The organism is Kosakonia sp. H7A (assembly GCF_003028445.1).
GTDB classification, from domain to species: domain Bacteria; phylum Pseudomonadota; class Gammaproteobacteria; order Enterobacterales; family Enterobacteriaceae; genus Kosakonia; species Kosakonia radicincitans.
The window spans coordinates 208,210-222,381 of record NZ_PYTZ01000003.1 but is presented as its reverse complement, the minus strand read 5'-3'; the positions used below and the strand labels follow the sequence as shown (position 1 = coordinate 222,381).

Sequence of the window (14,172 nt, the reverse complement as noted above, 5' to 3'; positions counted from 1 at the left end):
GCCTCTTTTTTTGTCTGCGCCCGCTTACTGCTGCGTGGCGTTAACGGTCGCGGTCCAGGCCTGGTTGAACGCCTGATGCTGCGCCGCCAGCGGAGCAATCAGCGCGTTATACTGGCTGGCCTGCTGGGACGTCGGGAACTGGATGCCGTTAGCAACAAAGCTCACCTGCGTATCCTGCTGGGCAATAAAGTCGCCCACCTGCACCAGTTGCTGAGTGAAGACCTGCGCCGCCGGGATCAGCGGTTGCAGTGCGTTGGCCGGATTGGTAACCACTTTGGTATACACCTGGTCAAACACCGGCTTGAGATCGTCCGCCTGTTTTAACGCCGCGTGGGAAGCATCCGCCTGCATTTTTGCATTCTGCAGTTGCTGGCTAAGTACGCCGAGCGAGCCATTGGCCTGACGAAGCGGTTCACGCTGGGTCATATAATCCTGCGGTACCCGGATGGCGTTAACGCTGTCCACTACCGGACGCAGACCGGAGTCCATCGCCTGGTTCACCTGCTGGGAATAGCCATAAATCACAGCATAATCAGAGACAAACGGACCGAACTGTTTTTTCTGATCTGCCGTCAGAGCGGGCAGACGTTCACTGCTACGCATCGCCGTATTTTGCAGGAAGTCGATAAACGCCTTGCGCTGATCGCCTTCTTTATCGAAACACCCACTCAGGCTAACTACCATTAATAACGCCGCAAGAGGCGCAAACCAGCGAGAGCAGGACTTTCCTGTCGCCATTTTATTACTCCTTTCACCCATAAAAGCGCACACCGGCACACGCGTGCCTGACGGCTTACAAGGATAGTCCAGGTCCGCCTCGCAAGATACCCTTTCCTTACATTCTTAATACGATGAATTCGACCTGGCATGAAAATTTCCCGGAAGGCGTGCAGATAATTCTTAATCCAAATTAAACGAAAGGTTTTACACAAAAATACTGAGCGCCGACAGATGCATATGAATCAAACAATTAAGCGGCAGAAAACTCACTTAAGATGCATCTGAAGCGTATGAAAAGTCATTTACCGTCTAATTAATCACAGCCAAAACCACACACCAGGAATTTTCACGACTATTCTTAATAAGCTGTATCACGATCCCGCTGTGTGATTTTTACGAGGAGTTCTCAATGGAGTATAAAGATCCTATGTTTGAACTGCTGAGCAGTCTGGAACAGATTGTTTTGAAAAATGAAGTAACGCAGCCGGTAACTCTGAGCAAAAATCCGAATTCCTTTAGTGACTTTGAACAATTGCGACGCGGAACCGGGCTTCAAATTGATGACTTCGCTCGTGTAATGGGAGTCTCAGTATCAATGGTGCATGAGTGGGAATCACAACGAATAAAACCCACCGCGACTGAAATGAAACTGATGCGTCTGATTAATGCTAACCCGACGCTCAGCAAACAGCTTATTGATTGAACGTATTTACCACCAGAACCCCCGCTGAGCCGGGGGTTTGTTATTTCTGCTTTAAAGTCCCCCAGACAACCCATACCCACGATTGAAGCCCCCACAACGACAGGCCTGACTCTCTGCGCTTCAGGATTAAATTTCACGTGATGCTGTTATTCAGCGCTAATTTTTTGCGCGCGATTGCCGATGAATATGATGACTTAACTAAAAGCAGCAGACAGGGCGTGTAATCCAGGTACGCAATTTCACAAAGGAAACGACTAAACAAGGCATTAGCGCAAAGCGCAACGCTGCGGCAAGTGCAAGCAATAATCAGGGAAGGCAGTTCCATAGAGAAGCATTGTTCTGGTGTTACGGCAACGAACCACTAAAAGAGAATGAATGATGTCCAGATATATTCTGATTGTTGACGACAGCCGCCTGTCGCGCATGATTTCACGGCAGTTTGTCACTAATTTGCATAACGACTGGAAAATTGACGAGGCCGGCACGGGCGAAGAGGCGATCGCTCTGGCCGCGACGACGGCACCGTATCTGATCTTGCTGGACGTTAATATGCCGGGCATTGGCGGGCTGGAGACGGCTTCGCGCATTCGTAAAAGCCACCCGCAGACCCACATTATTCTGCTCACTGCCAATGTGCAGCATTCCGTGCAAGCCGCCGCCGAAGAACTTGGCCTTGGTTTTCTGCCGAAACCGCTGAAAGAGCCGCAGCTCCATGCATTGCTGAATAGCCTGGAGACGAATTCATGAACGCGCTGACGGATATCAGCGATATCGAAGCTGACAGCCTGATGGAGATCTTCAACATTGGCGTCGGCCATGCGGCTGCAGCGATGAGCAATATCGTCAATGAAGAAGTACGAATGTCGGTACCAACCATCCGCTTTACCACCCGCTCCGACGCAGCCGATGAGCTGGGCGCAGGTGTCTCACTGTTTGGTATCAGTCAGCATTATGAGGGCGCGTATGCTACGGAAGCGATTTTGATGTTTCCGGAAGCCGCCAGTTTTGAAATCGTACGCATGATGGTTGGCGATCTGATCCCCGCCCACGAACTGGGGGAGATGGAACGTGAAGCGATGAGCGAAATCGGTAATATCGTGCTCAACGCCTGTGTCGGTACGCTGGCGAATATGTTCCAGAAAGAGCTACAGGGCTCACTGCCCGAAGTGCGCGTCGGCACCAGCAAGGAGATCCTCAATCCGGACAAAGATGAAAACGATCCGATAGTGATGATGCTGCGCATCGATTTTGCGCTGGAGCGCCAGCAAATTCAGGGGTATCTCGCGTTTATCCTGGATATGTCTGCGCTGCAAGACTTACGTGAGCAAATCCGGCTCTATATCAGCCGCCTTGAATCCGGTTGTGTTCCCGACGGAATGTAATCATGAAAGATAAGTTGCTACTGGATGCATTCTCTGCGCTCAGCCTCGGCGTGATCATCGTTGATGCGCAATACCGCATTACGTTGTGGAACGCCTGGCTGGAAGCCCATACCGGCCTTGCCGCCAGCGAAACGCTGGGGGAGGATTTTTTTACTGTCTTTCCTGACTTGCAGTATCACCGCGTGGGCGATGCTATCCGCCAGGCGATTGGCCACAATTTATCAGCCCTGCTGTCGCAGTCGCTGCACCGTTCTCCGTTTCCGCTTTATGCCGAACCGGCACGGCCTGCTGCCCGGCTGAGCCAGGCCGTGACTATTGTTCCGCTGGGTGATGCTGAACGGTTTTGCCTGATCCAGATTGTGGACGTTACGGCCGCAGTCCGCCGCGAATCCCTGCTGCGCGACCAGGCGCACGAACTGTTATCACAATCGCTGTCGGACGGCCTTACCGGCGTGGGCAACCGGCGTTACTTCGATCTCTGCATTGACCGCGAATGGCGCGCCAGCAAACGCAACAACAAATCGCTGTCGCTACTGCTTATCGATGTCGATCACTTCAAACGCTATAACGATTGCTACGGCCACCAGCGCGGAGATGAGTGCCTGCAACAGATCGCGACCGCTATGCGTAATGCACTGGATCGCCCAAACGACATTCTGTTTCGCTATGGCGGCGAAGAGTTCTGCGCCCTGCTGCCGGAAACGCGCTCCGCCGATGCGGTGGAAATTGCCGAACGGTTGCGCACCAGCGTTCAACTGCTGGATTTACCCCATGCTAACTCGCCCGACCGCATCGTCAGCGTGAGCATTGGTGTCGCCAGTCTCAACCAGCAACAACACGCAGAATACGGCCAGCTTATTCAGAGTGCGGATGACGCGCTGTACGTAGCCAAACGCGCGGGCCGCAATACGGTGCGCGTAAAATCCGCCACCAGACAATCGCAACCGGTTAAGAGCTGATGAAGTGGGGCTATAAAAAAACCCGCCGGAGCGGGTTTTTTCGTTGCAGATGACCTATTGCAGCAGGGAGATATCCGCTACCTGCAGGAACAGTTCACGCAGTTTCGCCAGCAGCGTCAGGCGGTTAATACGCACGTCTTTGTCGTCGGCGTTTACCATTACCTTTTCGAAGAACTCATCAACCGGCTCACGCAGTTGCGCCAGTTCGATCAGTGCTTCCTGATAGCGACCTTCTGCAAAGAACGGCTCCAGCTTATCGCGCAGCACCACCAGATTACCGGCCAGCTTGATTTCGGCCGCTTCTTTCAGCACCGAAGCATGAACGATATCGTTCAGCGTTTCATCAGACTTCGCCAGAATGTTGGAGACACGCTTGTTGGCTGCCGCCAGCGCCGCCGCTTCTTCCAGGGTACGGAAGTGCGAAACCGCCTTCATGCGCGCATCGAAGTCCGCCGGTTTGGTCGGACGGCGCGCCAGTACGGCCTGAATGGTGTCAACGCTGAAACCTTCGTCCTGATACCAGGCGCGGAAGCGACCCAGCATAAAGTCGATCACATCATCCACCACGTTAGCATTGGTCAGCTTGTCGCCGTACAGACGCACCGCTTCTTCGGTCAGCGTTTGCAGATCCAGCGCCAGGTTCTTCTCAACGATAATACGCAGCACGCCCAGAGCGGCGCGGCGCAGTGCGAACGGGTCTTTATCGCCTTTTGGATGCTGGCCGATACCAAAGATACCCGCCAGCGTGTCCATTTTATCGGCAATCGCCAGCGCGCAGGCAATTGGGTTCGACGGCAGTTCATCACCGGCGAAACGCGGCTGATACTGCTCGTTCAGCGCAACAGCAACATCTTCTGCTTCGCCGTCGTGACGCGCGTAGTGCATGCCCATCACGCCCTGGGTGTCGGTAAATTCAAACACCATGTTGGTCATCAGGTCGCACTTGGAGAGCAGACCCGCGCGGGTGGCATGATTGACGTCAGCGCCAATCTGCCCGGCGATCCAGCCTGCCAGCGCCTGAATGCGGTCGGTTTTGTCGCGCAGCGTACCCAGTTGCTGCTGGAACAGCACGGTTTGCAGGCGCGGCAGATGATCCTCAAGACGTTTTTTGCGGTCGGTATTGAAGAAGAACTCGGCATCCGCCAGACGCGGGCGCACTACTTTCTCGTTACCGGAGATAATCTGCTGCGGATCTTTCGATTCGATGTTGGCGACGAAGATAAAGTTCGGCAGCAGTTTGCCGTCGTTACCGTAAACCGGGAAGTACTTCTGGTCACCTTTCATGGTGTAGACCAGCGCTTCCGCCGGAACCGCGAGGAATTTCTCTTCGAACTTCGCCGTCAGCACCACCGGCCATTCCACCAGCGAAGTGACCTCTTCCAGCAGGCTGTTGCTCAGATCGGCATTACCGCCGATTTTGCGCGCCGCTTCTTCAGCATCCGCTTTGATTTTGGCTTTACGCGCGTCGTAATCGGCGATCACTTTGCCGCGCTCGAGCAGAATTTGCGGATACTGATCGGCATTATCGATAGTGAATTCCGGCTCGCCCATAAAGCGATGGCCGCGGATCACACGATCGGAATTGATGCCCAGAATCGTCGCCGGAACAACGGTGTCGCCCAGCAGCAGCGTAACGGTGTGCACCGGACGCACAAACGTCACTTCCGACGCGCCCCAGCGCATCAGTTTCGGGATCGGCAGCTTAGCAAGCGAGGTGGCAACCATGTTCGGCAGCAGCGTTTCGACGCTTTCGCCTTTTACATGGGCGCGATAGAGCAGCCACTCGCCTTTGTCGGTGGTCAGGCGCTCGGCCTGATCGACAGTAATACCGCAACCACGCGCCCAGCCTTCAGCAGCTTTGCTTGGTTTGCCTTCGGCATCAAACGCCTGCGCAATCGCCGGGCCGCGTTTTTCAACTTCACGATCCGGCTGCGATGCGGCAAGTTTTGCCACTTTCAGCGCCAGACGGCGCGGCGCGGCAAACCACTGTACGTCGCCGTGAGCCAGGCCCGCGGCATCCAGTTCAGCGGTAAAATTGGCAGCGAAGGACTCGGCCAGGCTGCGCAGTGCTTTTGGTGGCAGCTCTTCGGTGCCGATTTCCACCAGGAATGTTTTCTCAGACATGGCCGCCTCTTATTTATTTCTGTTGCACATCGGGAAGCCAAGGGCTTCACGGGAAGCGTAATACGCTTCAGCGACTGCTTTGGTCAGCGTACGGATACGCAGGATATAGCGCTGACGTTCCGTTACGGAGATGGCTTTACGCGCATCCAGCAGGTTGAAGCTATGGGCGGCCTTCAGAATGCGTTCGTACGCAGGCAGCGGCAGCGGGTTTTCCAGCGCCAGCAGCTTCTGCGCTTCTTTTTCATATTGCTCGAAGCAGCTAAAGAGGAAATCGACGTCTGCGTATTCAAAGTTGTAAGTGGACTGCTCCACTTCGTTCTGATGGAAAACGTCGCCGTAAGTGGTTTTACCCAGCGGACCATCGCTCCAGACCAGATCGTAAACGCTGTCTACGCCCTGAATGTACATGGCCAGACGTTCCAGACCGTACGTGATCTCACCGGTAACCGGTTTGCACTCCAGACCGCCTACCTGCTGGAAGTAAGTGAACTGCGTCACTTCCATGCCGTTCAGCCACACTTCCCAGCCGAGACCCCAGGCACCCAGCGTCGGGTTTTCCCAGTTATCTTCCACGAAACGAATATCGTGAATCGTCGGATCCATGCCCAGCTCTTTCAGTGACCCGAGGTACAGCTCCTGAATATTATCCGGGGAGGGTTTAATCACCACCTGGAACTGGTAATAGTGCTGTAAGCGGTTCGGGTTTTCGCCATAACGGCCATCGGTCGGGCGGCGGGATGGCTGGACATAAGCAGTCGCCATCGGTTCTGGCCCCAGCGCGCGCAGACTGGTCATTGGGTGGGAGGTGCCAGCGCCAACTTCCATGTCCAGAGGTTGAACGATGGTGCAGCCCTGACGGGCCCAATAATCCTGTAAGGTCAGGATCAGACCCTGAAAGGTCCTGGTATCAAACTTTTGCATATTCTTTCGTGCTGGATACGTGTGGATTTAAAGGAAGCGACCAGTATACCCGCTGACTGCAAGATATACAGTATGAAACGGAGGTGTTTACGGAAAATTGGGAAAATCACACGGCCGCAGGCCGCATTCTGGACGCTTAGCGCATCGAAAGATGTAGAAACTGACCTTCTGCGTCAAAAGTGCAGACAAACGCCTCGCTACGGGGTGTCATACCACGCATTTCGTAGCTGCCGCGAAATTGTTCAAAACCGGTAACGGCAATTTTTTGCGTTGCGGTATTGTAGCGATGCGCAGCGTTTTGCCGGCATAACTGCTCCATATCGAGGGAGTGAACGGGGTCCGGTCTGGCGTTTTGCGCGCGCTGCACGGGCGTGCCCGGCGCGGCGCTGCATCCTGCCACTAACAGCAGCAACATCAGTACAAGAGATTTCATCATTTTTATCACTGCCCTGTTCGCTGGCTGTTATTTTTAAAGGGGAAGAACACTAGTTTTGCAAATCTGTGGAAAACTGCACAAGCGGATGCGGGAAAACTCAGAATTATCCAGAGCGTCAGGTGGATAAATGGCAGGTCAGAGGATATTTAACATTGAAAAAGAGGAACTGATGCAGTCGAAAATTTACTGGATAGATAATCTGCGAGGGATAGCCTGTTTGATGGTGGTGATGATCCATACCACCACCTGGTACATCACCAACCCGGCCAGCATTACCACTTTCGACTGGAATGTCGCGAATCTGCTGAATTCCGCCTCCCGCGTCAGCGTACCGCTGTTTTTTATGATTTCAGGTTATCTCTTTTTTGGCGAACGCAGCGCGCAGCCGCGCCATTTCCTGCGCATCGCACTATGTCTGATGTTTTATAGCCTTATCGCCCTGCTCTATATCGTGCTATTTACCTCGATTAACAGCGAGTTATCTCTGCGTAACCTGCTGCAAAAACCGGTGTTCTACCATCTGTGGTTTTTCTTCGCGATTATCGTTATCTACCTGGTTTCGCCGTTGATTCAGGTGAAAGCACTCAGCGGCAAAATGCTGCTGGCGCTGGTTATAGTGATTGGCATCGTGGCTAACCCGAATACGGTGTCGCAGAAGATCGGCCATTTTGAATGGCTGCCCATCAATCTCTACATCAGTGGCGACACGTTTTACTACATCCTTTACGGCATGCTGGGACGAGCGATCGGCATGATGGAGACGCAAAGACGGCAGTTGACGCTTTTCAGCGCGGCGATCTTTTTGCTGGCGGTCTGGGGAATTTCACGCGGGACGCTGCACGAGCTGAAGTGGCGCGGCAACTTTGCCGACACCTGGTATCTTTACTGCGGCCCACTGGTGTTCCTCTGCGCCATCGCGCTGTTCACGCTGGTTAAAAATACGCTCAACGATCGCACGCTACCGGGCCTGGCGCTGATTTCACGCCACTCGCTGGGAATTTACGGTTTCCACGCACTTATTATCCATGCGCTGCGCACGCGCGGCATGGAGCTGCGCAACTGGCCGCTACTCGATATCGTGTGGATTTTTGTCGCCACGCTGCTGGCAAGCCTGGCGCTGTCGATGCTGGTTCAGCGCCTCGACCGGCGACGTTTCGTTAGCTAGCCATTCGCGACCGCGCCCGGTGCAACTGGCGCGGCGAAGAGAACCCGGCGGCCAACGCCGCCTGCTCCGCGCCGTGCCCCTGCAATAAGCACTGCTCAGCAATCACCAGGCGTAACTGTTCAAGGTAGTCACGCACGCTGATACCCAGATGTTGCTGGAACAGGCGCGTCAAATGGCGCGGGCTGACGTGCGCGCATTCGGCGATATCCGCCAGTTGCCACGCTTTTTGCGGCTCGGCGGTAAGCGCATCCTGCGCACGATGCACTGCCGGGTGAAGATGATTGCGGTAACGCAGCCACGGCGAAATCTGCGGATCGTCGCCGGAACGGCGGAACCAGACCACCATCTCACGTGCTACCGCCAGCGCCGTTTCCGGCCCCCGCAGGCGGTTTATCAGATGTAGGGCCAGATCGATGCCGGAGGTGATACCCGCGCTGGTCCAGATACCGCGATCTTCAATAAAAATACGGTTCTCTTTCACCTGCGCCGTCGGCGCTGCCGCTTTTAAACGCGCAATCACGTCATGATGCGTGGTGCACTGCACGCCGCTCAACAACCCTGCTTTCGCTGCCAGCACTGCGCCCGAACAGACGCACATCAGGGTAATGCTCTGGTTGTGGATCTGCGGTTGCAGGCGCATCAGCCAGTGCAGCACAAGACTGGCCTGCGGCGTGTTGAAAAAATTCGCCGAATCGCTGACGCCAGGCAACACCAGCAAACTGCCTGCCGGCAGGGTTTCCGGCAGCGGCGAGATGTTGCCCATATTCAGGCCAATCGACGTGGGCACTTCGGCGTCTGGCCCGATGTAATGCAGGCGGAAAGCATCCTGCGCCAGCACGAATGTTTCCGCCGGGCCGGTCATATCCAGCGCCAGCACTCCCGGCAACATCACAAACCAGACATCTGTCGTCATTAGCGTTCCAGAATTTCGTGGACAGTTTGAATCGTGGCGAAGCGGCCTTCCAGCACCGTTTCAGTACGATGACGCAACGCATCGCAATCCAGCGTAATCCCTTTATGCGTCATCGGAAAGGTCAGCGTCGCTTCGCTGGCAAACGTCACACGATAGCCCAAATCCGACGCCACGCGCGCCGTGGTTTCGCAGCACTGTTCAGTGCGAATACCGCAAATAATCAGATGATTTATATCACGCGCGCGCAGCCAGTGATCCAGGCCAGTATCGGTAAAGGCATTGTGCACATGCTTGTAAAAGGTAACGGCTGGTTGATGCGTCAGAAAAGGCATCGGCACAACAAAACCGCTTTCCAGCGAGAAGGGGCCGCTGTCTGCAACGTGAAAGATATCGACAACCGGAATGCCGCGCGCTTCACAGCCGGAAATCAGAGCAGAAATGGCCTGCTGGAAAGCAGGAAAATCCTTCTCCTGCCAGTATTCACGATGAAAGAAAGATTGTTGTGTATCGATATTGATAAGGGCGGTACGTGACATTTCAGGACTCCTTGCTCAGTGGGGATAATGCTATTCTGGCAAGGAGTGTTACGTCTGCTAAGACCAAAAAAGGACAACCTCAGGGTGATTCCGGCCCACTGAAGAAAGTGAGCCGGAACGGTCAGGACATTAGCGGCAACAGCTGCTGATAGATGCGCCGGAACGTCTCGCGACGCGAAGCGTATCCACCATGACGTTCAGCGTTCGGCAGGTGTTGTTGTTCAATGGGAAGCTGTGGTAGCAACGTTGCCAGCGGAACATCCGGGTTCACCGCGACCTGCGCCAGCCGCGCCGCACCCAGCGCCGGGCCAACATCGCCACCAGTACGGTAATCGAGTTGCAGGCCGCTGATATCCGCCAGCATTTGCCGCCACCAGGCGCTGCGTGCGCCGCCGCCGATAAGCGTAATACTCTTAGGCGTCACGCCGCAGGCATGCACCACATCCATACCATCCGCCAGCGCATAACCGACACCTTCCAGCACTGCGCGCGCCAGTTCGCCCTGCCCGTGCTGATGCGTCAGGCCGAAGAAAACGCCCTTCGCCTGCGGGTTGTTGTGCGGTGTGCGTTCGCCAGAAAGATAGGGCAAAAACCAGAGATCGCCCGCCTTGTCGTCCGCCTGCTCCGCCGCGTGAATCAGCGCGGGCACCGATTCCAGCCCCGTAAGCCTTGCGGCCCAGTCCAGACAGGAAGCAGCGCTAAGCATCACCGACATCAGATGCCAGCGCCCCGGCAGCGCGTGGCAAAAGCTGTGTACCGCGCTCTCCGGTTTGCTCAGAAACCCTTCGCTGACCGCGAAATAAACACCGGACGTCCCCAGCGAGAGCATCGCCTGCCCCGCATCGGCCATACCCACGCCCACGGCGCCCGCCGCATTATCACCGCCACCCGCCACCACGGGAACAACGGGCATCGACCAGCGTCGGGCAATCTCCGGCAGCAGTTCGCCGGTTATTTCGCTGCCTTCAAACAGCGCCGGCATATGTGCGCGGGTGAGCGAGCAGGCCGCCAGCATCTCATCGCTCCAGTCGCGCTTCGCGACATCCAGCCACATAGTGCCCGCCGCATCCGACATATCGCTGGCAAAAACACCGGACATTTTCAGACGCAGATAATCTTTGGGCAGCAATACTTTCGCGACTCTGGCGAAGACGTCCGGCTCGTGGCGCTGAACCCACAGCAGCTTCGGCGCGGTGAAACCAGGCATCATCAGGTTGCCGGTAATGGCGCGGGAATTTTTCACCTGCGCTTCCAGTAGCTTGCACTCTTCGCCGCAGCGGCCGTCATTCCACAAAATAGCCGGGCGCAGCACGCGGTTTTCGTTATCCAGCAGCGTGGCGCCGTGCATCTGCCCGGCAAGCCCGATGGCTTTCACCTGCTGTAACGAATGCGCGGCGGCCAGCGCCTGAATTGCACGATCCGTTGCCTGCCACCACTGTTCAGGATCCTGCTCGGACCATAATGGCTGCGGGCGCGATACGCTGAGTTTTTCCGTATGAGAGGCCAGCACATCCCCCTGCTCACCGAGCAGAATAGCTTTCACGCCTGAGGTGCCGAGATCGATCCCGATATACATAGTGACCACTCCTGTTGATGTGCGCCGCGTTATCCGCGGCGCGACACCGGTTACTTGTCGAAGAGGTAATGATTGACCAGATTTTCCAGTTGTTCCTGATGACCGCTCTGATGGCGCGGCGCCAGGTTCTGCTGCTCAGCGTACTTCGCCAGCTCCGCCAGGCTAAGCTGTCCCTGCAAAATTTGCTGGCCCAGCTCACCATTCCAGCCGGCATAGCGCTTCGCAACACGTTTATCCAGCTCGCCATCTTCCACCATGCGAGCGGCCACTTTCAGCGCCAGCGCCATGGTATCCATTGCGCCGATATGTCCGTAGAAAAGGTCATATTTATCGGTGCTCTGGCGACGCACTTTGGCGTCAAAGTTCAGCCCACCAGTAGTGAAACCACCAGCTTTGAGAATTTCATACATCACCAACGCATTCTCTTCCACGCTGTTCGGGAACTGATCGGTATCCCAGCCGAGCTGCGGGTCACCGCGGTTCGCATCCACCGAGCCGAACAGCCCCAGCGCAATGGCGGTGGCGATTTCGTGATGGAAAGAGTGGCCCGCCAGCGTGGCGTGGTTGGCTTCGATATTGAGCTTGATCTCTTTCTCCAGACCAAACTGTTTCAGGAAGCCATACACGGTAGCTGCGTCATAATCGTATTGATGCTTGGTCGGCTCCTGCGGTTTCGGTTCGATAAGCAGCGTGCCGTGAAAACCAATTTTGTGTTTGTGCTCAACCACCATATGCATAAAGCGGCCGATTTGTTCGCGCTCCTGGCGCAAATCGGTGTTCAGCAGGGTTTCATACCCTTCACGCCCGCCCCACAGCACATAGTTTTCGCCGCCGAGCTTATGGGTGGCATTCATCGCCGTCACCACCTGCGCGGCGGCCCAACTAAAGACTTCCGGATCGGGATTGGTCGCCGCGCCTGCGCCATAGCGCGGATTGGTAAAGCAGTTCGCCGTGCCCCACAGCAGCTTCACGCCGCTCTGCTGCTGTTTCTCAGCCAGCACATCCACCATCTGCGCAAAGTTGTTGAGGTACTCTTTCAGCGATGCGCCTTCAGGAGAGACATCGACGTCATGGAAGCAGTAATAGGGGACGTTCAGCTTATGGAAAAACTCAAAGGCGACATCAGCTTTGCGTTTCGCCTGTTCCATGGCCTCGCCGGGGTGTTGCCACGGGCGATCGAAAGAGCCCACACCGAACATATCCGCGCCATTCCAGCAGAAAGTGTGCCAGTAGCAGGCGGCAAAACGCAGGTGATCTTCCATGCGCTTACCGAGCACTAGCTCATCCGGATTGTAATGACGAAACGCTAAAGGATTCGTGGTTTTTGGGCCTTCATAACGAACCCGATCCAGCTGATCGAAATAAGCTTGCATAATGAGCTCCATTGGCGAGTGAACAATTCTGAAGTAATACTGGATTCTCTCTCTGGCTTGCTCAATTACGTTATTTCACACCGCTATTAAGAGAATGCACAAACGTGCGCTGGCTCGCAAAATAACGCCGACAATTGTTGCGTGTCGCCTTCCTCTTTTTTATGCAAAATCGGTTTTGCTTTTTTTAAAATAAGATCGCGGTCATAAATCAGCAAATAAACCAAAAAACGTAATGCGTGGATAAAAATCAGTAATTGCCAACTTAACGTTCCGTGTTAAAAATTTGCTCGTCCAAAGCATTGCATGTTTCTTTTATCTCGCTCATCACCCTACGAAAGGTATTACTATTATGAAGATAAAGAACCTTTGCCTTACACTCTGCGCCTCCCTGCTCCTTGCCAGCGCCGTTGGTCACGCCAAAGAAGTGAAGATTGGCATGGCGATTGACGATCTGCGCCTTGAACGTTGGCAAAAAGATCGCGATATTTTTGTTAAAAAAGCCGAATCGCTCGGCGCTGATGTGTTTGTTCAATCCGCCAACGGCAATGAAGAAACACAAATGTCGCAAATTGAAAATATGATAAACCGTGGCGTTGATGTGCTGGTTATTATTCCCTACAACGGTCAGGTATTAAGTAACGTAATAAAAGAAGCCAAACAGGAAGGAATTAAAGTTCTGGCTTACGATCGCATGATTAATAATGCCGACATCGACTTCTATATTTCCTTCGACAATGAAAAAGTCGGGGAATTACAGGCGCAAAGCCTGGTCAAGAAAGTGCCGCAAGGGAATTACTTTTTAATGGGCGGCTCACCGGTGGATAATAACGCTAAGCTGTTCCGCGCCGGGCAGATGAAAGTTTTAAAACCGTATATCGATAGCGGAAAAATCAAAATTGTCGGCGATCAGTGGGTCGATGGCTGGCTGCCGGAAAATGCGCTGAAAATAATGGAAAACGCGCTCACCGCTAACAACAACAAGATTGATGCTGTCGTCGCCTCAAATGATGCCACCGCTGGCGGCGCGATCCAGGCGCTTAGCGCCCAGGGGCTGGCAGGGAAAGTCGCCATCTCCGGCCAGGATGCGGATCTCGCCGGGGTAAAACGGCTGATTAACGGCAGCCAGACCATGACCGTCTACAAGCCGATTACACAGCTTGCCAACACCGCGGCGGAAATTGCCGTTGAACTGGGCAACGGCCAGCAGCCGAAAGCAGATACCACGCTCAACAACGGTCTGAAGGATGTTCCGTCCCGCTTGCTGACGCCTATTGAGGTGACGAAAGACAATATCGACGCCACCGTCATCAAAGATGGTTTCCATCAGAAAAACCAGCTCTAGCACGTTCGGCGCGCCTCTCCAT

General features: G+C 54.7%; 14 protein-coding genes. 6 read left to right on the top strand and 8 right to left on the bottom strand.

What is annotated here, in order from left to right:
• Positions 1-24: 24 nt before the first annotated feature.
• Positions 25-738 carry a DUF3053 domain-containing protein gene (locus tag CWM66_RS13970; protein ID WP_007369555.1) on the bottom strand — a complete coding sequence of 238 codons (714 nt, stop codon included), beginning with the start codon at positions 736-738 and terminating at the stop codon, positions 25-27.
• 391 nt (positions 739-1,129) lie between these two features.
• On the opposite strand from CWM66_RS13970, the gene CWM66_RS13965 reads away from it, so the two are divergent.
• The 4 genes from CWM66_RS13965 (at position 1,130) to CWM66_RS13950 (ending at position 3,764) form a co-directional block, all read left to right on the top strand.
• Positions 1,130-1,423, top strand: coding sequence for an HTH-type transcriptional regulator (locus CWM66_RS13965; protein ID WP_007369554.1), 294 nt, complete (start codon positions 1,130-1,132; stop codon positions 1,421-1,423).
• A 375-nt stretch (positions 1,424-1,798) separates the two neighbouring features.
• A complete protein-coding gene (locus tag CWM66_RS13960) occupies positions 1,799-2,170 on the top strand; it encodes a response regulator (protein ID WP_035886758.1) in 372 nt (123 codons plus the stop codon).
• Complete coding sequence (locus CWM66_RS13955; protein ID WP_007369551.1) at positions 2,167-2,805, top strand: chemotaxis protein CheC; 639 nt, start codon at positions 2,167-2,169, stop codon at positions 2,803-2,805. The genes CWM66_RS13960 and CWM66_RS13955 overlap by 4 nt, the downstream gene beginning before the upstream one ends.
• A 2-nt stretch (positions 2,806-2,807) precedes the next feature.
• Positions 2,808-3,764, top strand: coding sequence for a GGDEF domain-containing protein (locus tag CWM66_RS13950; protein WP_007369550.1), 957 nt, complete (start codon positions 2,808-2,810; stop codon positions 3,762-3,764).
• Between the two features lie 54 nt (positions 3,765-3,818).
• Here the strand turns inward: CWM66_RS13950 and glyS are convergent, their stop codons facing one another.
• The 3 genes from glyS to CWM66_RS13935 form a co-directional block, all read right to left on the bottom strand.
• Positions 3,819-5,888 (bottom strand): glycine--tRNA ligase subunit beta, encoded by a 2,070-nt coding sequence (gene glyS, locus CWM66_RS13945; protein WP_007369549.1) that lies wholly within the window; start codon positions 5,886-5,888, stop codon positions 3,819-3,821.
• 9 nt (positions 5,889-5,897) lie between these two features.
• Positions 5,898-6,809, bottom strand: a complete 912-nt coding sequence (gene glyQ, locus CWM66_RS13940) for a glycine--tRNA ligase subunit alpha (protein WP_035886762.1) — start codon at positions 6,807-6,809, stop codon at positions 5,898-5,900.
• Between the two features lie 136 nt (positions 6,810-6,945).
• A complete protein-coding gene (locus CWM66_RS13935) occupies positions 6,946-7,245 on the bottom strand; it encodes a YsaB family lipoprotein (RefSeq protein ID WP_090397979.1) in 300 nt (99 codons plus the stop codon).
• 169 nt (positions 7,246-7,414) lie between these two features.
• Between CWM66_RS13935 and CWM66_RS13930 the strand changes: the two genes are divergently transcribed.
• Positions 7,415-8,410, top strand: coding sequence for an acyltransferase (locus CWM66_RS13930; RefSeq protein WP_071921907.1), 996 nt, complete (start codon positions 7,415-7,417; stop codon positions 8,408-8,410).
• On the opposite strand, the gene CWM66_RS13925 is transcribed toward CWM66_RS13930, so the two are convergent.
• From CWM66_RS13925 to xylA, 4 genes are all read right to left on the bottom strand, one after another.
• The gene (locus tag CWM66_RS13925; RefSeq protein WP_072439468.1) at positions 8,403-9,323 is read right to left on the bottom strand and encodes a GlxA family transcriptional regulator; all 921 of its coding nucleotides are present in this window, start codon (positions 9,321-9,323) and stop codon (positions 8,403-8,405) included. The genes CWM66_RS13930 and CWM66_RS13925 overlap by 8 nt on opposite strands.
• Complete coding sequence (locus CWM66_RS13920; protein WP_007369544.1) at positions 9,323-9,859, bottom strand: isochorismatase family protein; 537 nt, start codon at positions 9,857-9,859, stop codon at positions 9,323-9,325. The genes CWM66_RS13925 and CWM66_RS13920 overlap by 1 nt, the downstream gene beginning before the upstream one ends.
• A gap of 121 nt (positions 9,860-9,980) precedes the next feature.
• Entirely contained in the window at positions 9,981-11,435 is a 1,455-nt protein-coding gene (xylB, locus tag CWM66_RS13915; protein WP_079517235.1) for a xylulokinase, read from the bottom strand.
• A 50-nt stretch (positions 11,436-11,485) separates the two neighbouring features.
• The gene (gene xylA, locus CWM66_RS13910; RefSeq protein WP_007369542.1) at positions 11,486-12,808 is read right to left on the bottom strand and encodes a xylose isomerase; all 1,323 of its coding nucleotides are present in this window, start codon (positions 12,806-12,808) and stop codon (positions 11,486-11,488) included.
• Positions 12,809-13,157: 349 nt separating this feature from the next.
• Here xylA and xylF point away from each other — a divergent pair, with 349 nt between their 5' ends.
• A complete protein-coding gene (gene xylF / locus CWM66_RS13905) occupies positions 13,158-14,150 on the top strand; it encodes a D-xylose ABC transporter substrate-binding protein (RefSeq protein WP_007369540.1) in 993 nt (330 codons plus the stop codon).
• The last annotated feature ends 22 nt before the right edge of the window (positions 14,151-14,172 follow it).